This is a genomic window from Dyella sp. CR10, from assembly GCF_055814425.1.
This window is the reverse complement of sequence record NZ_CP185986.1, coordinates 1,030,449-1,052,580: the sequence shown is the minus strand read 5'-3', so window position 1 is coordinate 1,052,580 and position 22,132 is coordinate 1,030,449. Positions and strand designations below refer to the sequence as shown.

Here is a 22,132-nt window from a genome sequence, read left to right as displayed (position 1 = left end):
CACGGGTGCGGGCGCAAGCGAGCTCCGGCTCACTTGCGCTCACACTCTTCGTGCGGCAGCCACGCGAAGCCGTGCCCTTCTCGCCGTACTCGCCCGATGCCCGGAAACGGCGCATGCGCCGCGGCTAGCCAGTCGCCGCGTTCCGCCGCCTCCGCCAGCAGGCACTCCCGCGCATCGCTGGCACGTGCCGGCTCGCTGTCATAGCGGATCGCCAGCCGCGGCTGCGCCAGTTGCACCGGCGCCACATGCAATACGTCGCCGCAGATCACCAGGCCTTCGCCACCGCGTTCCACGCGAAAACCGGTATGGCCTTGCGTATGCCCCTCCAACGCCAGCGCACGGATGCCGTGCACCGGCTGTTCGCCCGGAGTGAACGTCCGCAAGCGCCCCGCATCCATGTACGGCCGCAACGAAGCGATCGCGCCATCGAACGTGGCGCGCACGCTCTCATCCACGCGCGCGCGGCGCTCGCTGTCGCACCAGAACGCCACCTCGCGCGCATCCACCCACACCGTCGCGGTGGGAAACACGCGGCGCCCCTCGCGCGCGATGCCGCCGACGTGATCCGGGTGCAGATGCGTGAGCAAGACCGCGTCGACGTCCTCCGGCACATAGCCCGCCTCGCGCAACGAAACTTCCAGCTTTCCCAATCCCGCTCCCTGAAGGTCGCCGGCGCCCGCATCGATCAGGATGCGCGCCTCACCGGTGTCGATCAGGAAAGCGTTGACCGCGCTACGCACCACCGGCGCCAGGCCGGCTTGCGCCAGCAAGGCATCGACCTGCCCTGGTCGCTCGCCGATCAGCAGGCGCCCGGCAGGCAGGTCGAACTGGCCATCCGAAAGCGCGATCACCCTCGCGTCGCCCCATGCCATCGCGAAGAAGCTGCGCTTGAACGATGGCATGAGCGCGGCGGTGGCGCGGGACGAAACCGGAACGGTCGGACACATGGCTGATCCTCGTCATCAAGAGGCCGCCAGGATGCGTAGCCCGCCACGGCGCGAACACTGATGAAAACGTACTGCGCCCGTTCACTTCCGTCAGGGGGGGCCGATCCGCTCGTCACTCAGCCATTGCACGGCCAGATCGGCGATCGCGCGCAGACGATCCATGCGGCGCAGATCGCGGTGATAGCCCATCCAGACATCGCGTCCGGGCGGCATCTCGCCGAGATCGACCTCGCGCAGCCCGGGCGTCTGTTCGCCCACCGGGCGGGGCAGCACCGCCACGCCCATGCCGCGTGCGCACAGCCGCGCCTGCACCTCGCGGCTATTGGTGGTGAACACGCTGCGCGCCCGCGGCAGCCGCTCGTGCAGCCACGGCACGTCCGGGTACTGCAGGCGGCTGGTGTCCATGGCCAACAGGGCCGAGCCCTCGCCGTCCTCCGCCGGATCGCCCGCATCGCTCGCCACGTAGACGGCGTAAGACACGCGCATCAGGCGACGCTGCACGATATCTGCCTCGTCGAACGGCACCACTCGAAACACGATGTCGGCCTCGCGCCGCGACAGATCGAACAGCCGCGTATCGGCGATCAGTTCCGGCACGATGCGCGGATGCCGTCGCCCCAGCTCTTCCAGTACCGGCGGCAGCACATAGGCCGCGAACCAGGCCGGCGCGGACAGGCGCAACACGCCTTCGGGCGAATCGCTCTCGCCGGCCAGACGCCGCTGCAAGGCCAGCGCGCTCGCCTCCATGTCTTCGGCCAGGCGAAGCACCGCGATCCCCGCCTCGGTCAGCACCGCGCCCTCGTTATGGCGCTGAAACAGCGTCTGGCCCGTCGCCTCTTCCAGCGCGCGCAGGCGGCGCCCCACGGTGGGATGGCTGATGCCCAGCGAACGCGCGGCCGCGCCCAGGGATTGCTGGCGCGCCACCGCGAGGAAGATCCGTACGTCGCTCCATTCCATCTGCCTTCTCCTTCGGCCGGAACGGCAATGTGCGGCATGGCCGTGAGCGACGCAATGCACCGTGGTCTATCATCGCCGCTCACCACTTCGCACCCGGCAAGGATCGCCGCATGTCGACCTCCCCGCTGCAGCCCCACCGTCTCTCCGCAATCAAGCACCGCCTGCCGTCCAAGGCATGGGCAGCGAGGCGCAATGCGCGCAACGACGGCGAGTTCGAGAACGAGCTCGTACTGTTCCACGACGGCGATCTGCGGCTGGATCAGCTCGACCTGGACATGGCACGCAACGAAGACGGCGAGTATCCGTTCCTGTTGCTGGTCGCCGGCAACCTGCGCGTCGATGGCGCCATCACCAACGAGGAAACCGACGGCGCCATGGGCCTCATCGTGCTCGGCGACCTGCATGCGCGCGACATGGTCGTCGGCGGCCAGGAGATCTATGTCACCGGCAACGTGCATGTCGACGGCCTGTTCTGGGGCGACTACAACCATGGCGACCTCACCGTGGAAGGCGACGTGCGCGCCGCGCTGTTCATCGATACCGATCAGTATCACGTGAATGTGGCAGGACGACTCGACGCCGTGCGGCACCTGAGCCAGTGGGACGAGCAAAGCCAATGGCAGGATCTGGAAACGCACGACCCGTCGGCGTTCATGGAGCCGGACTGCCTGGACGATGCGGACGACGGCCTGGCGCTGGATCGCGAAGCGATCCTCGCGCGCGTGCGCTCGAAGCGTCCGGTGTTTCGCGCCGAACATCTCGTCGCCGTATCGGCACCGGCCATCCCTCTCGCCTTTCCCGACACGTCGATCGCGCCGGCCAACATCGATCGCCTCGCCTCGCCGACCTGGCTGCCGGCGCCCGCACCGGACGAAGTCAGCTCGCGCTACGCGTTCTGGCATGGCGACACGTTCTGCCGCGTGCTCGCCTTCGCGCCCGCCGCGCAGGAGAACGCCTTCCGCATCGTCTACCTGCAAGGCGACGACTACGCGGTACGCCTGCGCAGCGACCGCACTCGTACGACCGAAGGCGCGCCGGCCTGGGTGTTCGCCGCGCACGTGCGCCGCGTCAGCGACGAGGAAACACCCTGGGAACCCTGCGGCACGGATGCGCCCGAAGCCGTGCGCACATTCCTCGGCACGGCGTGGCTCACGCTGCTGAGCGGCATGTCCACCTTCGAATACGCACGGCATCTGATCCGCGCCGAAGACGTGCATGCCTTGCTGGCCCTGCCCGTCACGGCGCCCTACGACGACTTCTACGACGAAGACCGCACCGGCTTCTGGGCCGGCCCGCTGTTCTGTTCGTTCCGCCGCGAGGGCGAGCTGTACAAGGGCGAACCTCAGTCGGCCATGCTGCGGCTGGTGCGCGAGTACGCCGCCGGTGGCAGCGGCGAGGAACGCCGCGAAGTGTTCCTGTATACCGTGCAGCGCCAGCTGGACGGCAGCGAATGCGTCGCCATCGGCTACCGCCCGACCGAGGACGACAGCTCGGTGCCCTTGAGCTACATCGCCAGCAGCGAAGCGCTGCGGCAGGCGGTGCGGATCTTCGAGCGGGGCCGGCGCATGCTGCTGCGCTACAACGCGAGGCTGCTGGCGGGCGATATTCCCTACGCCGCGGAAGGATTCGCGATCGCGTCATGGAAGAAGCAGGGCTACCTATGACGCCCGCCGCTGCATATCGCGCGGACTGCCACGGCAAGGCCGGCCGCAACGTCAAAGTGGCTATGTCAAACATGGCAAAAGTGGCTATTCAAGCAAACCACTTGTCCACGTAGCTTCTGTCGCGTCCCTCCACTGTCGAGATGCGCCATGCAAGTCACGGTAAGGCTCCTGCTCTGCGCCGCCATCGCCTCCGGCCTCGCCTGTCCGGCCTCGTGGGCCGAGCAGGCGCCCGTCGCTCCGTCCGTATCCCGCGCCGACGGCAGTCATGATTTTGATTTCAACCTCGGCACCTGGCATACCCACATTCGCCGGCTCAAGCAGCCGTTGTCCGGACATGTCGACTGGGTCGAGATGCGCGGCACCGTCCGGGTGAACCCGATCTGGAACGGCAAGGCGCAAGTGGAGGAGATCGAAGCGGATGGTGCCGATGGCCGCTTCGAAGGCATGACCGTGTTCCTCTACGATCCGGCTCACCGCCAATGGCGCCAGTACTTCGCCAACAGCGACGATGGCACGCTGGAAACGCCGTCCGTCGGCCGCTTCGAACACGGCCAGGGCCAGTTCTACAGCCAGGAGCTCTACGCAGGCCGCGCCGTGTTGCTGCGCGGCACCTGGTCGAACATCTCGCCGGATGCGCACCGCTACGAGCAGGCCTACTCCGACGACGGCGGCAAGACCTGGGAAACGAACTTCATCGCCGACCTCACGCGCGTAAAATCCGGCGAGGCGGTCACCGCGATGAAGCCGGTAGGCGATACGCCGGGCCAGCGCGACTTCGACTGGCAGCTCGGCGACTGGGACATCCATATGTCGCGCATGCGACACCCGCTTTCCGTCCGGCAGGACTGGACGCCACTCGACGGCAGCGTGCGCGTGCGCAAGCTGTGGAACGGCCGCGCCAATCTCGCGGAAATCGACACGCAGGGACCGTCCGGTCACCTGGAATTTCTCTCGCTGCGCCTGTTCAACCCCACCGCGCACCAGTGGAGCCTGAATTTCGTCAGCAGCAACAGCGGCGTGTTCGGCTCGCCGATGATCGGTGCCTTCGCCAACGGGCGCGGCGATTTCTATGACCAGGAACCGTACGACGGCAGGGCCATACTCGCGCGCTTCTCGTTCCTCAATCTCGCCGAAGGTTCGAACCGCGACGAACAGGCGTTCTCCGCCGATGGCGGCAAGACCTGGGAGATCAACTGGATCAATGCATCGAAGCGGATGGCGCCGGTGGCAAGCCACGCCACGGATGCCAAGCCCGCACCACACTCACCCTGATCGGCCTCGCCGGCGCAGGCCTGCCTTGCACGCCTGCGCGTCAATGCAGCGGGCGCCGCGAGCGCAGTCTCCGCTCGAGTTCCCGCAACTGTCCCGTGCGCAGCCGCTCGCGCAATTCGCTCGGCGAAGCGCCCAGCACCTGGCGGAACGCGTCCGTCATATGGCTGTGGCTGCTGAAACCTACGTCGCAGGCAAGCGCGGCGAGGTCTTCCTCGCCATCGCCCAGCCGCCCCAGCGCCGTGCCCAGCCGCTGCTGCAGGCGGAACTGGCGCAGCGACTGCCCGGTGCCCTGGCGGAAGATCCGACACAGATGAAACGGCGAACAACCTGCCAGCCGCGCCAGCCCGTCGACGTCGAGGTTGTCGCCTGGACGCGCGACGATCGCCTCTTCCACGCGACGCACCTGGCCTCGCGCATTCGCGCTCCTTACCGCCGACAGCGGCACACGGTCACCTGCCATGAGTCCGTCGAGAACCGCCAGCACGGCTTCCTCGGCATCCAGCGCATCGACGCCACGACGCATCCCCGCCAGCATTTCCACGTGCGCCTCCTGCAGCGGCATGTCGTGCGGAAACTCGCGGCAGTCGGGTGCGCTCGCGCCAGCCAGCCCCAGCGCATCGAGCCAGGCTTCGTCCATCAAGACGTCAGTGCAGCAGGCGCAACCCTGGTGATCGGGATGCGTGACGCGATACTCCACGTCCTTGCCGATGAACACCACCTGCCCCGGCCGCGCGAGACACGCCTGCTGGCCGATGCGCAGCGCGAACGCGCCGCATCGCGTGAACAGGAACCGCCCCGGCTCACCGCCGCCACCGCCGCAGTTCACGCGCGGGTAGCGGCACTCCTGGTTGATCACGTCAACGTGAGGGGAACGCAGCACCGTCTGCAAAGTCGCCATGACCGAAGGCCCCCGCCGGCATCCGCGGCCGATCATACGCCCGCGCCAGGCCGATAAAGCGGCCACGCGCACGAAAGCACGTTTCCGGAAGCGCCCGCCGGAGACACCGCGCATCCTGGCTGATTTCCCTGGAAAAAGCGCGCGTTTCGCGCGGCCGGACGAAGCACGTTTCCGGAAGCGCTCCGCCACCCTGGGCGCCCAAGCTGCACCCGCGGCACCCACCGTCCCCACCGTTTTTTCAAGCACATGCACACTCACCAGGAGGGCGTTATGTACAAGACGTTCTGCGGTCTGTTGTTTGCCTGTTCCACCCTCGCCGCCGCGCAGGCGGCCGAGCCGCCCGGCCAGGATCTGCTCGGCTTCGGCCCTAACCCCGCGCTGTATCCGAAGCATTCCCGCCCCTTCGGCAAGAGCATCTATGGCTGGGCCGACCGCTCGCTCCAATGGCTGTACGCCCAGCCGTTTGCCAGCAACCCGTTCTTCGACAATACCGGCGCGCTATGCGCGGTAAACCAGGACGGCCCGGTCTGGAACCTGCCGCCGGCCTCCATGCAGATGATGATGGCCGGCAACGTGTCGCGCACCTGCACCCTGCCGCACGACAAAGCCGTGCTGCTGATGATCGGCTTCGTCAGCGACACCTATCCGTGCCCGGACCCGAACTTCGGTCCCAAGCCGGGACAGTCGCTCTATGACTTCCTTGTCGCGGACGCCAAGACCTACATGATGATGGGCAGCATGAGCGTCTCCCTCGACGGCCGCCCGCTGCGCGACGTGATGGACTATCTCTACACGTCGGAGAACGTGTTCTCGCTCAAGGGCGATGCCAGCCTGCAGGCCACCTTCGATCCATGCATCACCACGAACTGGCAGCCCGCGGTGAACTATGGCTATTACCTGATGTTCCGCCCGCTGCGCCCGGGCCAGCACACCATCGTGCGCACGATGACGGACATGAAGGGGATGACCAACACGCTGACGTATTACCTGACGGTGCAGTAACGGTAGCGCAGCGAACCCCAACGTGACGACAGCGTGCCAGGTCCGTTGGGGTTCGCCGATGGCTCACCCCAACCTACGTTGCTCGGGATCCTGCCTCGGCTACTACGCGCCGCGCCTCCAGCACCGCCTCCACATATCCGCGAATGATCGCCTCGCTCACGGGCAGCGAATCGTCCACGGAGTTGCGTGCATGTCTCTGCGACGTCGTCATCCATTGCTCGAACCCGGAGCGATCTCCCGCCAGCGCCGCCCGCAACGCCAGGCATCGTGGCCACAGATGCGGCTCCTCCCACGCGGCGTAGCGGGGCAGCAGATCGTCGGTCAGTGCGCTGGCATCGCCCGTGTGCATCGCGCGGGCGAACGCCAGCTCGGTACGCACGCATGCCGCCAGCGAACGGACCGCCGTTCTCTGCCGGCTGTCCGTGGCCGCCAGCAATGCTTCCACCACCGGCTGCATCGCCGCAGCCGCCGCCCATTCGCCGCGATGCAAGCTCGCCTTGAGGCGGAACCACAGGCCGACCAGCGACAACGGAAACGGTTGTTGCTCCACCGCGGCAAGCTCGCTCTCCGGCAGGCGATCCGCCGTGCAGCCGAACAGGGAGCGCGCGATGACCCGGTACTGAGGCGTGTCGAACTGCGGCGCACGATCGCGCAGCAGACGCCAGATCCACATGCCATCCGTCGGCTTCGCACCGGCGCGCGGAATCAGATTGGCAATCGCGAAGGCGAGGTTCATGCCCGCCACCAGCACGGCGATCCAGCCCCAGGAGAAGGCCGCCAGCGGCCAGCTCGCCAGCCACGCTGCCGCGGCGGCCACGGCGTTCGCCGCGGGACCGCCGGCCATGAAGGCCAGCAGTGCACGGCGGTGACGATGCGCGGGATCGCCCAAGGCGATGACCGCGCCTGCCGGCTCGCCCTTCAACGGCCTGCGCCAGCGCACCCGCCAGCCGCGCCGCATCGGCATCACCTCGAGCGCCGCCACGCGCACGCGCACCGCCTTCATGCCACCGCGCCGCGCGGCGAACCAGTGACCCAGCTCATGAATCAGCGCGCAGGGATAGATCAGCGCGAGGCACAGGAAGGCGCCGGCGAATGCTGCGCCCTCGGTATGGATGCTGGCGTACTTGGTGCACAGCAGGCCGGCACAGAAGAACACCGCGAGCTGCAAGGTGGTCGCAACGCCGTAGCCAAGGCGTGCTCGCCAGGTTTCTCTGGTGACTCCGGCGGTGGTGCCCGGTTCCGGTCGTTGCGTATCGCTGTCCATAGCTTTCCTTCTGGCGTACCGGCAGCTTAGCCGGCGCATGCGCGGCGAGGCATAAGCCTACGACGCGCCATGGTCCGACGACGCATCGCGCTTCCCGCTGAACAAGGCACGCCCCGCGAACATCCCGCCGACGAACTCCAGCTGCAACCGCTCCCGATCGCGCTCGCGCAGGCGCTGGCCGATCGCGTCGATTTCCGCCGGATCGACGCCGAGCCTCTCCAGAGCCGCCCTGCCCAGCAGTACGGCCGATTCGTAGGTCTCGCGTATCTCCACATCGGCACCGGCCTTGATCAGGGCGATGCTGTGGCGGCGATCGACGGCGCGCACCAGCACCGGCACCAGCGGGAACTCGGCCTTGATCAGCTCGGTGATGCGCGTGCCCTCGTCGGCCTTGTCCACGCACACCAGGATCACGCCGGCGCGGCCGGCGCCGGCGGCCTCGAGGATGTCCAGGCGGGTGCCGTCGCCGTAGTAGACCTTGAAGTCCAGGCTGCGCGCGGTATCGATCATCTCCACGTCGGTGTCAATGATCGAGATGTCGTAGCCGCGCTCGAACAGGAACTGGCTGGCGATCTGGCCGACGCGGCCGAAGCCGATCACCAGCGCCGCACCGTTCAGGCCATCCGGCCGCTCATAGCCGGCAGTCGATGGTTGCAGGCGTGCGCGGATCGCGTTCAGCAGCGCGATCGCCAACGGCGTCAGCACCATGGACAGGATGATGATCGCGGTGAGCTGGGCATGCTGCTCGGCGTTGATAATCCCCGCCGCGGCAGCCGCGGCGTACAGCACGAAAGCGAACTCGCCGCCCTGCGCCATGAACACCGCGCGGTCCACCGCTTCGCGATGCGAAGAGCGGAACAGTCGCGCCACCGCGTAAATCACCAGCGCCTTGGCGACCATGTAGCAACACACATAGAACAGGATCGTGCGCCAGCTCGCCGCTACCACGCGCAAGTCCAGCGACATGCCCACCGCGATGAAGAACAAGCCGAGCAGGATGCCGCGGAACGGTTCCACATCCGCCTCCAGCTGGTGCCGGTACGAGGACTCCGACAGCAGCACCCCGGCCACGAACGCGCCCATCGCCATCGACAGGCCGCCCAGTTCCATCAGGTAGGCCGAGCCCAGCACCACCAGCAGGGCGGCGCCGGTCATCACTTCGCGCGCCCGTGCGCTCGCCAGCAAGCCGAACATGGGATTGAGCAGGTAGCGCCCCGCCAGCAGCAAGCCGGCGATCGAGCCCGCGCCGATGGCCACCCCGCGCCAGTCGATGCCGTGATGCGCCGCGGCGCTGCCCGGCGCGATCGGCGCCAGGAAGGCCACCGCCGCCAGCAGCGGCACGATCATCAAGTCCTCCAGCAGCAGCACGCAGACGATGCGCTGGCCGCTGGGCTCGTTCACCTCGCGCCGTTCTTCCAGCAGCTGCATCACGATCGCCGTGGAGGTCAGCACGAAACCCGCACCGGCCACGAACGACGGCGCCACCGGATAGCCGGTCAGCACGCCCACCGCAGTGAGCGCGACCGCGCACACCAGCACCTGCGCCAGCCCGAGCCCGAAGATCTGCCGGCGCAGGCTCCACAGGCGCGAGGGATGCATTTCCAGGCCGATCAGGAACAGGAACATCACCACGCCCAGCTCCGCCACCTGGAGGATGGCGCCGGGATCGTTGAAGACTTTCAGCCCGAACGGGCCGATCGCCAGGCCGCCGGCCAGGTAGCCCAGCACCGCGCCCAGCCCGAGCCGCTTGAACAGCGGCGCGGCGACCACACCGGCCGCGAGCAGCGTGATGACCGGCAACAACGCCACGCCCTGGTGCTCCACCGCCATGCCCCGCTTCCCCTCGCCGGATTCGTGGCGCGCAGCGTAGCAAAGCGCGAGGCGCGGCTGGGCGCTGCCACCGCGATGCTTTTCCGGTCGCGGATTTTTGCGATATCCGCCGCCGCACGTTACGTTTTGCGTCAGCCGCGCCGCGCGCGATGCCGCATCCTTCGCGCACGCCGATACGATCCGGCGACACGATCACCGGATGGGGAGACAAGGCATCGTGATGACCTTGACCAAACGCTTCGCCGCAGCGGCGTGCGCATTGCTGCTGGCAAACGGCACCTACGCGGCGGCAGCGCCGACGCGCAACATCACCATCAATGTCGCACGCCCCACCCAGGCGCGCAGCGGCTTCGAAACCTTTTCCATCGGCTCGGACTACCCAGGCACGCTGCAGCGCGAAGACAGCCTCGCGCAGCTCAAGACCGTGCGCGAGGAACTGGGCTTCCGCTATATCCGCTTCCACGCGATCTTCCATGACGTGCTCGGTACCTACCGCGAAGACCACGGCAAGCCGGTTTACGACTGGACCCGGATCGACGCGCTCTACGACCACCTGCTCGCCATGGGCATCCGCCCCTTCGTCGAACTCGGCTTTACTCCAGAAGCGATGAAGACGTCGGACCAGCGCATCTTCTACTGGAAGGGCAACACTTCGCATCCGGATCCGGCGAAGTGGAGCGCGCTGATCGACGCCTTCGCGCGCCATCTGCAGCAACGCTACGGCCGCGACGAAATCCGGCGCTGGTATTTCGAGGTGTGGAACGAACCCAACCTCGCCGGCTTCTGGGAAGGCGCAGATCAGGCGGCCTACTTCGCGCTCTACGACGCCACCGCCCGCGCGCTCAAGCGCGTCGACCCGCAGTTGCGCGTCGGCGGACCGGCGACGGCGGGCGCGGCCTGGGTACCGGAGTTCATCGCGCACGCCGCGGCCGCCAAGGTGCCCGTCGACTTCGTGGCCACGCACACCTACGGCGTCGACGGCGGTTTCCTGGACGAGCAAGGCAAGGAAGACACCAAGCTCTCGCCCTCGCCCGACGCCATCGTCGGGGACGTGCGCCACGTACGGGAACAGATCCAGGCCTCGGCGCACCCCGGCCTGCCGCTCTACTTCACCGAATGGAGCACCAGTTACACGCCGCGCGACGCGGTACACGACTCGTATGTCAGCGCGGCCTACATCCTCGCCAAGCTCAAGGCAGTCGATGGCGTGGCGCAAGGCATGAGCTACTGGACCTTCAGCGACTTGTTCGAAGAACCGGGCCCGCCCAGCGCGCCATTCCAGGGCGGCTTCGGGCTGCTCAATCCGCAGGGCATCCGCAAGCCCGCCTACTTCGCCTACAAGTACCTGCACCAGCTCGGCGAACGTGCGCTGCCGATGGATGACCCGGAAAGCATCGCGACCTGGGACGGCACTACGCTCAAGACGCTGGTGTGGCGTTTCCGCCAGCCCGAGCAGACGCAGAGCAACCGCTCCTTCTACACGCGCGTGCAGCCGGCCGCGGCGGCACCAGGCATCCGCTTCGCGCTCAAGGGGCTGCGCCCCGGCGATTACCGCGTCGCGATCCGCCGCACCGGTTTCGATGCCAACGATGCGTACACCGCGTATCTGCGCATGGGTTCGCCCGCTTCGTTGAGCGAGGCGCAACTGGCGCAGCTGCGCGAAGCGACGGCGGACCAGCCGCGCACCAGCCAATTGCATGTCGACGCATCCGGCAACGCTGAACTGTCGGTGCCCATGCACGACAACGACATCGTGCTTGTCGAACTGACGCCCGCCGCAAAACCCTCGAGCTGACACTTCGCCGCATCGTTCGCCGTTCAGTACACGCTTGAATCCTTGTCCTTCATCGCATCCAGGAATGCGGTGAACGAGGGGAAAAGCAGTGTGAGATTGTCGAAGCTGTCCAGGACCGGATCCTCGGCGGGCAGCGCGCGCTCGTGGTCCCAGAAGTAAACCTTGCCGTTGTGCTCCGAGTCACGTCCGCAGTCGAGCAGATACAGATTGCCGCCGGGATCGTCGGCCACCGGCACGAAGCCCGCGGGGATGTACTCCTCCAGGTGTTCCATCATCGCGGGGATGTACCTGCGCGGACTCGGTGCAAGCGTCGAGAAATACGACACGAGCAATGGCCCCAGCGGCGTCTGCGCAAGAAAGCCTTCGCTGAAACAGCCACCGTTGTATCGCCGCAGAAAGTCCGCGTAATCAGTCGGGCATGCCAAGCCACGCGCGCGGAAAAACTCGTCGATCGCTTGATCGGTAGCGCCGTCGTACCGGACCGACGAGTGGCTATGCCTTGAGTAAGTGAGCTCTCTCATCTTCTCATTCGGTTATTCAGCGAGTTCGGCACGGCATGCCCCATTCGAATTACGCCACGTACTGCGCATATATCGACAGAGCCCCGAGCACGATGGTCAGCAGCGACAGCAACCGTTCGGCGAAGCCCCTGCGCACGCCACGCCGCATAGTGTCCTCTACGATCTGCCTCGGCGTCTTCGTCAAGTAGCGCCAGCGCTGTCCGATCGTCATGCTTCCCAGCCACGACATCATCATTGCGGCAAACAGCAGGTGTCCGCGCGCATGGCCATCGCGCTGCACGGCCAATACCAAGCAGATCGCCACCCCAGCGCCGGCCAGCGTGAACACGATGACGCTACGGCGGTCGTGAAGTCCCAGCCACTGCGCGAGCATGGCATTCCCCCCGCCCTTCATCCGGTGGTCTTCGCCGCGGCGCGCCGGCCAGGCCAGCGCAGCTCGGTGTCCCCGGGCGCCACCTCGCGCCCGTCCTGCGCCTGCGGCCGCATCTTCTGCAAAGGTTTTCCGGTCGCCTTGTCCACAAGGCTCACCCGCGGCTCCTTGCGCATGAAGAAGAAGTCCTCGCCCCATTGCCGCAGGGCCACCAGCACCGGGAACAGGCCCTGACCTTTCTCGGTGAGCACGTACTCCTGGTAGGGCCCGCCATCGGCCGCCGGCACCGCTTCCATGATGCCGTGCGCCACCAGATGGCGCAGGCGCGCGGCAAGGATGTTCTTGGACAGGCCCAGGCTCTTCTGAAACTCGCCGAAACGGCGCATGCCGTCGAACGCATCGCGCACGATCAGCAGCGACCAGCCGTCGCCGATCGCGTCCATCGGACGGGCGACACCGCACAGCGAGTCTTCCTGGGTAACGCGTTTGACCATGGTCGAGTTCGGTCCGCAACGGCGACAGTGGTTGCAACATAAAACCGGACTTGCTACAAAGGCAACAGGTTTCAACTTGAAACCTATGACGCTACCCGCTCGACGGTGGCGGCACGCATCCGTTTTCGCAACCGCAGGCACCCGCGCCGGGTGAGGGCATGCTGCGCCCGCACGCCAGGCTTCCCTCCCTACTTCGAGACGAGACCATGATCCGCCCAGACGAGACGTTCGACGGCACGTTTCCGTTCGCACCCCGCTTCACTGACGCCCCCGGCTTTGCCATGCACTACGTCGATGAAGGCCCCGGCGACGGCGACGTGGTGCTCTGCCTGCACGGCGAACCCACGTGGGGATACCTGTTCCGCCATCTCATCGCAAGGTTGCGGCCTGCATACCGCGTCGTCGTGCCCGATCACATGGGCTTCGGCAAAAGCGCCACGCCACCGGAGCGCAGCTACTGGCTGCAGGATCACATCGACAATCTTGAACACTTCGTGCTTGCGCTGAACCTGCGCGGCATCACGCTGGTGCTGCACGACTTCGGCGGGCCCGTGGGCATGGGCCTGGCCGCGCGACGCCCGGAACGCATCCACCGCATCGTCTCGGTCAATGGCCCCACGCCGTTCGGACAGGCCAGCCTGCTGGAACGGCTGACGGCTAACGCACAGGAAGCGCCCTGGTTCCAATGGATTGTCCGTGCCGACGCCGAAGGCCGCCTCGATCCGGTGCTCGATGAACTCGGCTACGGCATCCTCAGCACGCTCAAGCTCAACGGCTTCCAGAACCATGCGCTGATCGACGACACCTGGTTGCGCGCTTACGGCTCACCTTTCCCGACACCCTCGCAATGCCTGGGCGCCATCGGGTGGGCGAAAGGTTTCGCGCAGGGCATGCATCGCTTTGAGGTACCGGACGAGGCCGCCCGTCGCGCGATCCAGGCCGTGCCAGCCATGGCGATCTGGGGCATGGCGGATCGCACCTTGCACGCGCGACACTTCCTGCCGCTGTTCACCGAGCTGTTTCCCTTGGCGCCGGTGCATGAGCTCGAAGGCGTCGGCCATTACAGCTTCGAGGACGCGCCGGACGCCATCGCACATCGGGTGAGCAGCTTCCTGCAGCGGACCTAGAGGGGCACGCGCCTTGCCTCAAGAGGCTTCGGCCGGAAGGTGGCAATATCGGGCGAGCGTGGTGGCGTGGGCATCCGCGCACTGGACGACCGGTGAAGCATCGAGGAGCAGGCATGAAGACTTTTCTCCAAAGCGTCCATCCTGTGCTGATGGCGCGGGATGTGACGGACTCGGTGCGCTTCTATCAGGATCTGGGCTTCGACCTGCTGTTCCAGGACCTGCCGGAAGCGCCGAAGTACGCCGGCATCCGCCGTGACCATGTCGAGCTGCATCTTCAATGGGGCGATCCGACGCAATGGGCCTATCCGACGGATCGCCCCGCTTACCGCTTCCTCGTCGAGGACGTCGATCGGCTGTACGAGGAGTTCGCCGGCAGCGGCCGGATCGACGCGGATGCCGACCGTGCCGGTCCGTGGTCGGTCCCGGCGGAAACGCCGTGGGGTACGCGCGAGTTTCACCTGCGCGATCCCGGCGGCAATGTGCTTCAGTTCTATCGGGTGTCGTAGCCCGCGTTTCGTTCGCCACATCGCGAACAGGCGTCTGCGGCGCGGCGGCGCGGCGTGTGGTTCCGGCCGGACTACTGCGCCGGCCTGGCCGCATCCGCTTCGGCCATCCGTGGGGCCGGATGATCGCCGTTCTGGTGCAACACCAGGCCGCTCACCTTGCCATCCTTGCCGCGCTGGAAGCTGATGCCGACGCCGATGCTCCAGATGTGAAATTCATCCTTGGCGCTGGCCGAAAGCTCGAGCGCATCCTGCCCCGTGTTCTGCACGAACAGCCGATCGCCCTGGCGCGAGATGGTCATGATGGCGCGCGGCGCGAGCTCGTAGCGGCCGACATAATCGTCCAGAGTCTCGACTGGCAGCTTCACCTGCACGTGCGCCGGGGCCAGCGGTGCCGAAGGCGCCAGGACGGCCATGCCGATGTCGTCGACCGATTCGGCGCGGCTTGCCAGCACCACCACGCCCCGCTTGCTGTCCTGCGTGAAGCCGATGAAGCTGGCGAAGCCGCCGGTCATGCCGTCGTGCCAGACGATCGGGCCATCCTTGGTCGGCGAGGTCATCCAGGCCAGGCCGATGCGCGCGCCGCCCTTGGGAAGCTCGGCACGCGGCGTCTGGGCCAGCTGCATCGCCGGGTACAGCGACGTCTTCAGCCGCCCCATATTGGCCTGCAGATAGCGCTGCATGTCCCGCGCACTGCTCAACACGCTGCCGGTCGGCGCCAGAACATTGAAATGCCAGTGCGGTGTCGGCCGTCCCAGCATGTCGTGTCCATCAGCCAGCTTGCCGGCGCGCACCTTTTCCGGCAGAAGCACGGTGTCGCGCATCCCCAGCGGATCGATCACCCGCGCCTTGAGCGCGGCGCCATAGCCGTGCCCGGCCTGCTGCCCGAGCGCATAGCCGAGCAAGCCGAAACCGGTGTTCGAGTATTCGTAGTTGGCGCCCGGATCGCTCTGCAGCGCATAACCGGCGAGGAACTGCTTCAACTGGGGCGCGCCATAGCTGGCATAAGGATCCTTGAGATCCGACAGCGTGACATTGGTCGGCACGCGCGGCAGGCCGGAATGCTGCGTGGCGAGATTCTCCAGCGTGATCACCTTGCCGTTGCGCGACGGGATGCTGAAACCCGGCAGCAGGGAAGCCACCGGCGCATCAAGCTTCAGCTTGCCCTGCAGCACCTGATCGGCCAGCAGCGTGGCCGTGAAGGTCTTGGTCGCCGAACCAACCTCGAACACCGTATCGGCCGCAGGGGCCTTGCCGTTGCCCAGCTTGCCGAACGGATAGATCGCCGCTTTGTCGCCGTCGATCACGACGACGGTAAGCGCCGAATACTGGTTGGCGTCGAGGCGTGCCTTGATCGCCGTCTCTACCCTGGCAGGGAGCAAGGACGGCTGCTCTGCGAAGCTGGCCTGAGCCATAAGGCTCAGGGCTAGACCGATACCTAAGCTGCACATGCTGGCGTGTCCTGAGGCGATGAGTGGCAAGCCTAGTGAATCAAGTGTGGGACGCCATGGGTGGTGAGTCACAGATTCCTGAACAGCTAGACTGCGCGCGCCTCGTTCTGATCATGCGTGAATTTGATTTCCTCCAAAAGAGCTTCATAGCTATCGACGCGTAACCTCAACCGCGCCAAATGAATGATTTGAGAATGCACTTCCATCGCTAGCGCCGCAACGATATCTCCGGGGGCGGTGGTTGCTGGCTCTGCTGAGTCTGATCCTGCGCCTGTTGTTGCGCAGGTTCCGTATGGCTGGTTTGTTCGTGCTGATTACGGATCCAGGTCGCGCTGCTCTGTTCAATCGTTGCACCGACTGCCCATGCCGTATCCACGCTCACATGCCTATCGAAGAAGTGATCTCGCATTCCCGGCGGACGCTGCACTGCCCATACACGACTGGCATCATCGCTCAATACAACTTGGTCGATACGTTGCAGACCTTCCTTGCTTGCCTCCACCGTCAGCGCCGCGGCCAGGTTGTGGCTCCGCTCATCCGGCGTGCGACCCTGCTGCTGGTCCAACAGATAGACCTGGTCGCGTGCTTGAAGATACATGCCGTAAGCCGGATGACTGGAGTCATCCAGCCTCGTCAGCACGGATTCGGAAATCGTCAGATCTACCTGCCGCCGAAACTCGAGCTGGGCCTGCAGTTCCTTCAGCGTGTCCTTGCCAACAACGCCATCCGGTTCAAGGCCATGATCCTGTTGGAATGCCTGCACCGCTGCAAACGTGGAAGGGCCAAAGCGCTGATCGGCCTGCAACGGGAGACCATCCTGTCCGGTATAACCCAGCGCTGCCAGCCGGTCTTGTAGACGCTCTACTTCCTCTCCGCGACTTCCCTGGCGGAGTAGGTGTCCACCGACAACCTGGGCCCTGACCTCGATGAGCACCCTCATTTCACCTTGGGCCAAACCTTCCATCACGTCAGGCGTGAGCTGAGACTGCCAAGCAGCGAATCGTGCTTGTCGCTCTTTTAGGCCATTGAATCCGTTGTTGATGATCAACGTAGCCTGGGCGACGTCTTCCGGCGCCCTAGCATGAACGTTCTGGTTCCAATACCACGTCGCAATGCGGCTAGCGTTCTCCGGCTTAGCAGCCAGGCCAGGCTCTCCGACAAGGTCCAAGTTCAATGCCTCGCCCGCTGCGCGATACTGATTCTTGCCGGTCAGCTGGATATATCCACGGCCTCGGTACTTGTAACCATCACCTGGCTCGTCATTCCCCATTCGTCCGCCGTACATCAATTCTGCAAGCTCCTGCGGGCGACCATTCAATGCCTCGACCCGAGCGGCCTCCAAAGCTTCGGCCCCTTGACGCAATGCCGACTTCACGTTGGCATCTTCCGTGATCTGCCGAATGCCCTTCGTATATATGAAACCCTCTTCCAGCCTAGTCAGATTTGCCGATTCTTGGCCCACCTGAGCCATGAAGTTCGCCAACTCCGCCGGCGATGTCATGCCCGCATGCCGTGCTGCCAGTAGCAGTTGGACCTCGCGTTCCGTAGCCATGCCTTACTCCTTAGTGACCAGCTTCTTACTTTGCCCCCGGAACTCACTCCAAATTGAAGCCGGGGAGCTTCGCCGGATCGAAGGTCTCGAATCGAATAGCCCCAAAATCCTTTGCAGTCAGACGCTGCACCTTGAGCCGACCATCGTCGATATCCGAAACGCTGCGCTGAACCTCGCTGAGATACCACCCGCTGTGCACAGGCTCGTAAGCGAACACATAGATGCTCGACCAACGATTAGCGCCGCCACCTTCGGCCGTAACGAAGAAACGCCCGGCGGCGATGCGGGCAAAGCCCAAGGGATCACCTCGCAATCCCGCGCAGGTGGCACAAGGTACAAGTTTGTCGTTCTCTGCAATGGTCTTGAGCACCCCACCTGTGAGCGCCGCCAGAATCACCGATCGATCTGTTGCTTTATCGAGAATCAGTAGAGCGCCGAGCTCCGCCCCCTTCCCTAAGAAGCCCACCTGATAAGCCACCACCTTGCGATCGCTTCCAGCGAAAGCCTCGATCTGCCGCCTCCAGGCGAATGGCGCCGGCATATCACCATATGCCCCCTTCTCCAGATCAGACGCTCGACGGGCCGTCAGTTGTACGACACAGTCATTGGATTTCAGGCTTCGGCCGTCGAGATCGCTGCCGTCGATAGCGCAGGATTGATCGCGCACATCAATCCAACGGCGTTCGCTGATTCGTAACGCCGCTCTATCGCCTTTAGGCAATTTAGTAATCAGCGCCTTGTAGGCGCGATTCAAGCGCGTGTCTTGGTACGCATACTCGCTAGCCGAGCAAGAGTACCAATCCGGAACGGCATCGGTCGGCGCCGTCAAACAGGCCATGTAAGAAGACCGAACCCCGATATCAGATAACGAAGGCCCGACATCGCTTGCAGCAGCGTGCATGACAACGCCCATACATGCAGCCATAACCAGATATTTCATGACGTACTCCGATGTCCCTGACATCTGAAGTACGTGACCTTACAGGCCGCTAATGCTGCCCGACAATTGCCAGAATTCTGTCAGATCAGTCCGCACCCAACAGTTGGCATGAGGGAGCCACCACCCAGCACTGCTTGAGGTGTGTATGCGCGACAACTAGCGCCCCGCCAGCAGCCAGTCCCCGCACCGTTCCACATCCTCCCCCGAGTGCCACCCGTGGAACGCCACGCGTAGGTAGCCCTCGCGAATGCTGATACCGATACCCATGGCCTCCGCGCGGCGCAGCAAGGTCTCATGCCAGTCGCCCGGCACGGCGAAGGACAGAATCGAACCCAGTCTGCCCGCGCTCAGCAAACCCTGCAGGCGTCGTGCTTCGTCAGCCCATGCGGATGACGAGGCAAGTCGTGTCAGCAACGCCTTCTGCAACTCGCCCACATGATGTTGAATCGCCTTGGCGCCGCCATGATCGATCAGCATCTGAATCGACGATGCCAGCACGGCGCAGGACAGGATGGAAGGACTGCCCGCCTCCAGACGCCGGCCATCGGCGGCCCAATGATCGCCGCCCAAGACCTGCGTGCCTGTCTGCGAGAATGCATCCGGTGCCGAGAGCCAGGTGCCCAAGGGCATCAGCTGCTGGCGAAAAGCCGTATCGGTCCACAGCAGACCCTGCCCTTGGAGACCAAGCAGCCCTTTGTGCCCGCCGGTGGCGAATGCGCTCACGCCTTCGAACGAAGGCATCACGGTGCCCGTTCCCTGGATGCCATCGATCACCAGATGCACGCCACGCTCGCGGCAGCCGCGCCCGAGCTTCGCCAGATCGAGGCGGACGCCATCCTGGTAGCGCACCCATGAGGCGGCGATCATGCGCGTACTCGGCGTGATGGCATCGAGCAGGCGTTGCTCCGGCTCAATATCCGCTTGCGGCGGCGCGGACGCGTTACTGCTCTGGCCCGGCCATAACGACACCTCGGTGCAACGCACGCCACGCCGGGACAGCGCCAGCCACGGCAAGCGATTGCTGGGGAACTCACCGACAGGGATGAGCACCTCATCGCCCTCCTGCCACGGATACCCCAGTGACACCGCCTCCAGCCCGGTGGTGGTGCAGGTGGTCAGGCTGATGTCGTCCGCCTCCACGTCGAAGAACGTCGCGCCCGCCCGGCGCAGCGCAGCCTGGATGTCGAGGAAGTCTTCGTTCCAGCGCAGCGACCAAGGACGCAACTCCGTGTCGAGCAGCGCCGCCATGCGCTGTGCCGAGGCGCGCGGGATGGGGCCATCCTTGCAGTGGGAGAGCCAGAGCGAGTCATCTGGCAGGTCGAACAGATCGCGAGAGAACAGTGCGGGAAGCACAATTGACACAACGGATTTCCTCATGCGCGCCACCACCGCGAATGCGGATGGGCTCCTGTGAACAGCAACGCTTATTGGCAGGTGATTCCCGGCGGTGGCGAGGGACACCCGCTCCCGGGCGGCGGTACCTTCTGCACCGGTGGCAAGGGCAGAAGTTTGCGCGCGACAGTTTCGCTCTCCTCATAGCTGGCGATGCGAGGCGGACCGCCCTCCGCGACGGCATTCAGCAATTGCTTGACGCGGCCATAAGGCGTACGTGGATCGACCCTCAGTTCGACCAGCGCCACGAAGTGATCCTGCGCCAATTTCGGCATGACCTGCTGTTTCATCCATCGACCCAATCCGTGCTGCTCGACAGTCGTGCCATCCCAGGTAAGCCGTCCGTCGGCCTCGATGGCGAGCACATGCGGGCCAGGCTGCGTCGAGACATCGGCCTGTGTGAGTTCGGTGAGGACCACGGCACGTCCCTGCCGGTCGAGCGCATAGCCTGCCTCTCGCACACGGCTTTGCCGGGCAGCAGCATAGGCTTCGTGCAAGCGTGCATAGGGAACATCATCATCCGCGCCGATGAGTGCCTGCCGTTGCCGGCCCACCGCCAATGCCGCCCGCCATGGCTCTTTCCAGTTGTCTGGATCGACCGGCTTGCCATCCAGAGTGACTTCGCCTTTGCTACCGAACCAGAGCAGAAGCTCCCTTCGCGGCGTTTCCACGGCGTGGCCATCCTCACTGCCTCCCCTGCCTATGACCGTCGCGGCGAGACTGATCGCCACAAGAAGCAGGATGAGTACCCATGCCATGCGTGTTCTTTTCATGTCGCCCCCGACACACGGTCCCTGTGAGCCGCAGATTCAATCCAGGCCGCCCATGGCGGCATCGAGCTTTGCCTTACGGCCCCATGGTGCCATGGCGGCAGATGGGGTGCGCGCGATTTTCGCGCCCTCACCATGACCTTCGCCACAAGGCTTGCCCCCGGGCGGTAGCGGAGGATGGATCCTTGCCCACTCCCCGTTGGCAATAACACCCGGAGCAAGCCATGTCGCCGCCGAATCGCGCCGCCCTTTGCGCCGGCTTCGCTGCGCTGCTCGTCGCCGCGTCGCAGGCTGCCGGCGCGCCAGGCAGCGCTGTTGCCACCGACAACCCGCGCCATACCGCGCTGGACCGCGCCATCGATATCGCCGCCGGCGAGTATTTCCGCAACCGATGCCACGTCGGCCTGTCCGTCGCGGCGGTAACGACCGAGGGCCAGTTCTTCTACGACTACGGTGCGACCGAACCGCATGGCCACGTGCCGCCGACACAGCGCAGCATCTATGAGATCGCCTCGGTCACCAAGACAATCACCGCCGCGCTGGCCGCGCGCGCCGTGGTGGATGGAAGGATGCGGCTGGAGGCGGATTTCCGGCCTTATCTGCCGGGCGATTTCGCCAATCTCGCATAGCAAGGCAAGCCGATCAGGCTGGCGACGCTGATCACGCACCGCGCAGGCATGCCGCGCGACATTCCGGACTCGGACGCCATCTTCGCCAAGAAAGACTTCACCACCCTGCCCTATGAGCTGATCGCGCTGCAGAAGGGGATGGATCACGGCAAGCTGCTCGCGGCGCTGCACGGCGTCACCCTGCGCGACGAGCCGGGCGCCAAGGAGGCGTACTCCAATGCTGGCTACCTGACGATCGGATTTGGGCTGGAGAAAGTGTACGGGCTGCCCTTCGAGGCTTTGATGCGCCAGCGCCTGCTCAAGCCACTGGGTATGAGCGCCACAGGATTCGTCGTGAACGAGCCTCAACGCGCGCGCCTGCTGACCGGCTTCGATCGCCAGGGCCGCGCCATGCCCTATCACCTGCGCAATGCCGGCGCCGCATGGGGGTTGTACTCGACCGCCGAAGACATGGCGAAGTACGTGCGCTGGCAACTCGACGGCAACGATCCCGTTGTCCAGCGCATGCGTCAGCCACTGGCCGGCAACGCACAGGAAGGCGACGCCATGCCGTGGCACCTTGCCCGTGCGGACGGCCAGCCGATGCTCGCGCACGGCGGCGGCAGCTTCGGCATGTCCAGCCAGGTGGTGCTGTTCCCGACCCAGGGTGAAGGCTTCGCGCTGCTCGCCAACGACACCTGCGAGGGCACGGAAACCGCCCTGAAAACCCTCGCCGTGTCGGTCCATGCATCCGCCGGCAAACCGGCGCCCTGAC

At 65.4% G+C, this 22,132-nt stretch carries 18 protein-coding genes and 2 pseudogenes; 7 read left to right on the top strand and 13 right to left on the bottom strand.

Going from position 1 to position 22,132, the window contains the following annotated elements; translation table 11 throughout:
* Positions 1 to 29: 29 nt before the first annotated feature.
* On the bottom strand, positions 30 to 947 hold the full coding sequence (locus ACNR9O_RS04875; protein WP_473682390.1) for an MBL fold metallo-hydrolase: 918 nt from the start codon (positions 945 to 947) through the stop codon (positions 30 to 32).
* A gap of 90 nt (positions 948 to 1,037) precedes the next feature.
* Entirely contained in the window at positions 1,038 to 1,904 is an 867-nt protein-coding gene (locus ACNR9O_RS04870) for a LysR family transcriptional regulator (protein ID WP_473682391.1), read from the bottom strand.
* A gap of 110 nt (positions 1,905 to 2,014) precedes the next feature.
* Here ACNR9O_RS04870 and ACNR9O_RS04865 point away from each other — a divergent pair, with 110 nt between their 5' ends.
* Both ACNR9O_RS04865 and ACNR9O_RS04860 read left to right on the top strand, forming a co-directional pair.
* Positions 2,015 to 3,568 (top strand): bactofilin family protein, encoded by a 1,554-nt coding sequence (locus ACNR9O_RS04865; RefSeq protein WP_473682392.1) that lies wholly within the window; start codon positions 2,015 to 2,017, stop codon positions 3,566 to 3,568.
* A gap of 147 nt (positions 3,569 to 3,715) precedes the next feature.
* Positions 3,716 to 4,840: a hypothetical protein gene (locus ACNR9O_RS04860; RefSeq protein ID WP_473682393.1), complete on the top strand. Its 1,125-nt coding sequence runs from the start codon at positions 3,716 to 3,718 to the stop codon at positions 4,838 to 4,840.
* A gap of 40 nt (positions 4,841 to 4,880) precedes the next feature.
* On the opposite strand, the gene ACNR9O_RS04855 is transcribed toward ACNR9O_RS04860, so the two are convergent.
* Positions 4,881 to 5,738: a helix-turn-helix domain-containing protein gene (locus ACNR9O_RS04855; protein WP_473682394.1), complete on the bottom strand. Its 858-nt coding sequence runs from the start codon at positions 5,736 to 5,738 to the stop codon at positions 4,881 to 4,883.
* 270 nt (positions 5,739 to 6,008) lie between these two features.
* Here ACNR9O_RS04855 and ACNR9O_RS04850 point away from each other — a divergent pair, with 270 nt between their 5' ends.
* Complete coding sequence (locus ACNR9O_RS04850) at positions 6,009 to 6,740, top strand: hypothetical protein (protein WP_473682395.1); 732 nt, start codon at positions 6,009 to 6,011, stop codon at positions 6,738 to 6,740.
* 73 nt (positions 6,741 to 6,813) lie between these two features.
* Here ACNR9O_RS04850 and ACNR9O_RS04845 read toward each other — a convergent pair whose 3' ends face one another.
* Together ACNR9O_RS04845 and ACNR9O_RS04840 are read right to left on the bottom strand one after the other, a co-directional pair.
* Positions 6,814 to 8,004, bottom strand: coding sequence for a site-2 protease family protein (locus ACNR9O_RS04845; RefSeq protein ID WP_473682396.1), 1,191 nt, complete (start codon positions 8,002 to 8,004; stop codon positions 6,814 to 6,816).
* Positions 8,005 to 8,127: 123 nt separating this feature from the next.
* A pseudogene (locus ACNR9O_RS04840) lies at positions 8,128 to 9,834 on the bottom strand (monovalent cation:proton antiporter-2 (CPA2) family protein); the annotation flags it as partial.
* A gap of 226 nt (positions 9,835 to 10,060) precedes the next feature.
* Here ACNR9O_RS04840 and ACNR9O_RS04835 point away from each other — a divergent pair.
* Complete coding sequence (locus tag ACNR9O_RS04835; protein WP_473700743.1) at positions 10,061 to 11,629, top strand: GH39 family glycosyl hydrolase; 1,569 nt, start codon at positions 10,061 to 10,063, stop codon at positions 11,627 to 11,629.
* Positions 11,630 to 11,652: 23 nt separating this feature from the next.
* On the opposite strand, the gene ACNR9O_RS04830 is transcribed toward ACNR9O_RS04835, so the two are convergent.
* From ACNR9O_RS04830 to ACNR9O_RS04820, 3 genes are read right to left on the bottom strand one after another with little or no spacing between them, the layout of a single operon-like run.
* Positions 11,653 to 12,150: an SMI1/KNR4 family protein gene (locus ACNR9O_RS04830; RefSeq protein WP_473682399.1), complete on the bottom strand. Its 498-nt coding sequence runs from the start codon at positions 12,148 to 12,150 to the stop codon at positions 11,653 to 11,655.
* A gap of 49 nt (positions 12,151 to 12,199) precedes the next feature.
* Positions 12,200 to 12,523 (bottom strand): hypothetical protein, encoded by a 324-nt coding sequence (locus tag ACNR9O_RS04825; protein ID WP_473682400.1) that lies wholly within the window; start codon positions 12,521 to 12,523, stop codon positions 12,200 to 12,202.
* Positions 12,524 to 12,540: 17 nt separating this feature from the next.
* Positions 12,541 to 13,014, bottom strand: a complete 474-nt coding sequence (locus ACNR9O_RS04820; RefSeq protein WP_473682401.1) for a winged helix-turn-helix transcriptional regulator — start codon at positions 13,012 to 13,014, stop codon at positions 12,541 to 12,543.
* A 206-nt stretch (positions 13,015 to 13,220) separates the two neighbouring features.
* Between ACNR9O_RS04820 and ACNR9O_RS04815 the strand changes: the two genes are divergently transcribed.
* Both ACNR9O_RS04815 and ACNR9O_RS04810 read left to right on the top strand, forming a co-directional pair.
* The gene (locus tag ACNR9O_RS04815; RefSeq protein WP_473682402.1) at positions 13,221 to 14,141 is read left to right on the top strand and encodes an alpha/beta fold hydrolase; all 921 of its coding nucleotides are present in this window, start codon (positions 13,221 to 13,223) and stop codon (positions 14,139 to 14,141) included.
* Between the two features lie 113 nt (positions 14,142 to 14,254).
* Complete coding sequence (locus ACNR9O_RS04810; protein ID WP_473682403.1) at positions 14,255 to 14,647, top strand: VOC family protein; 393 nt, start codon at positions 14,255 to 14,257, stop codon at positions 14,645 to 14,647.
* Between the two features lie 71 nt (positions 14,648 to 14,718).
* On the opposite strand, the gene ACNR9O_RS04805 is transcribed toward ACNR9O_RS04810, so the two are convergent.
* The 5 genes from ACNR9O_RS04805 to ACNR9O_RS04785 form a co-directional block, all read right to left on the bottom strand.
* The gene (locus tag ACNR9O_RS04805; protein WP_473682404.1) at positions 14,719 to 16,026 is read right to left on the bottom strand and encodes a serine hydrolase; all 1,308 of its coding nucleotides are present in this window, start codon (positions 16,024 to 16,026) and stop codon (positions 14,719 to 14,721) included.
* A gap of 277 nt (positions 16,027 to 16,303) precedes the next feature.
* Positions 16,304 to 17,647, bottom strand: coding sequence for an XVIPCD domain-containing protein (locus ACNR9O_RS04800; protein ID WP_473682405.1), 1,344 nt, complete (start codon positions 17,645 to 17,647; stop codon positions 16,304 to 16,306).
* Between the two features lie 43 nt (positions 17,648 to 17,690).
* A complete protein-coding gene (locus tag ACNR9O_RS04795) occupies positions 17,691 to 18,587 on the bottom strand; it encodes a lysozyme inhibitor LprI family protein (RefSeq protein ID WP_473682406.1) in 897 nt (298 codons plus the stop codon).
* 156 nt (positions 18,588 to 18,743) lie between these two features.
* Positions 18,744 to 19,835 (bottom strand): aminotransferase class V-fold PLP-dependent enzyme, encoded by a 1,092-nt coding sequence (locus ACNR9O_RS04790; RefSeq protein WP_473682407.1) that lies wholly within the window; start codon positions 19,833 to 19,835, stop codon positions 18,744 to 18,746.
* Between the two features lie 176 nt (positions 19,836 to 20,011).
* Positions 20,012 to 20,737, bottom strand: a complete 726-nt coding sequence (locus ACNR9O_RS04785) for an ExbD/TolR family protein (RefSeq protein ID WP_473682408.1) — start codon at positions 20,735 to 20,737, stop codon at positions 20,012 to 20,014.
* 236 nt (positions 20,738 to 20,973) lie between these two features.
* Here ACNR9O_RS04785 and ACNR9O_RS04780 point away from each other — a divergent pair.
* Positions 20,974 to 22,131, top strand: a pseudogene (locus tag ACNR9O_RS04780) (serine hydrolase domain-containing protein).
* Position 22,132 lies beyond the last annotated feature (1 nt).

Coding starts and splice junctions, on each gene's coding strand:
- ACNR9O_RS04875 (WP_473682390.1), bottom strand. CDS start 947: ATGTGTCCGACCGTTCCGGTTTCGTCCCGCGCCACCGCCGCGCTCATG.
- ACNR9O_RS04870 (WP_473682391.1), bottom strand. CDS start 1,904: ATGGAATGGAGCGACGTACGGATCTTCCTCGCGGTGGCGCGCCAGCAA.
- ACNR9O_RS04865 (WP_473682392.1), top strand. CDS start 2,015: ATGTCGACCTCCCCGCTGCAGCCCCACCGTCTCTCCGCAATCAAGCAC.
- ACNR9O_RS04860 (WP_473682393.1), top strand. CDS start 3,716: ATGCAAGTCACGGTAAGGCTCCTGCTCTGCGCCGCCATCGCCTCCGGC.
- ACNR9O_RS04855 (WP_473682394.1), bottom strand. CDS start 5,738: ATGGCGACTTTGCAGACGGTGCTGCGTTCCCCTCACGTTGACGTGATC.
- ACNR9O_RS04850 (WP_473682395.1), top strand. CDS start 6,009: ATGTACAAGACGTTCTGCGGTCTGTTGTTTGCCTGTTCCACCCTCGCC.
- ACNR9O_RS04845 (WP_473682396.1), bottom strand. CDS start 8,004: ATGGACAGCGATACGCAACGACCGGAACCGGGCACCACCGCCGGAGTC.
- ACNR9O_RS04830 (WP_473682399.1), bottom strand. CDS start 12,150: ATGAGAGAGCTCACTTACTCAAGGCATAGCCACTCGTCGGTCCGGTAC.
- ACNR9O_RS04825 (WP_473682400.1), bottom strand. CDS start 12,523: ATGCTCGCGCAGTGGCTGGGACTTCACGACCGCCGTAGCGTCATCGTG.
- ACNR9O_RS04820 (WP_473682401.1), bottom strand. CDS start 13,014: ATGGTCAAACGCGTTACCCAGGAAGACTCGCTGTGCGGTGTCGCCCGT.
- ACNR9O_RS04815 (WP_473682402.1), top strand. CDS start 13,221: ATGATCCGCCCAGACGAGACGTTCGACGGCACGTTTCCGTTCGCACCC.
- ACNR9O_RS04810 (WP_473682403.1), top strand. CDS start 14,255: ATGAAGACTTTTCTCCAAAGCGTCCATCCTGTGCTGATGGCGCGGGAT.
- ACNR9O_RS04800 (WP_473682405.1), bottom strand. CDS start 17,647: ATGGCTACGGAACGCGAGGTCCAACTGCTACTGGCAGCACGGCATGCG.
- ACNR9O_RS04795 (WP_473682406.1), bottom strand. CDS start 18,587: ATGAAATATCTGGTTATGGCTGCATGTATGGGCGTTGTCATGCACGCT.
- ACNR9O_RS04790 (WP_473682407.1), bottom strand. CDS start 19,835: ATGGCGGCGCTGCTCGACACGGAGTTGCGTCCTTGGTCGCTGCGCTGG.
- ACNR9O_RS04785 (WP_473682408.1), bottom strand. CDS start 20,737: ATGGCATGGGTACTCATCCTGCTTCTTGTGGCGATCAGTCTCGCCGCG.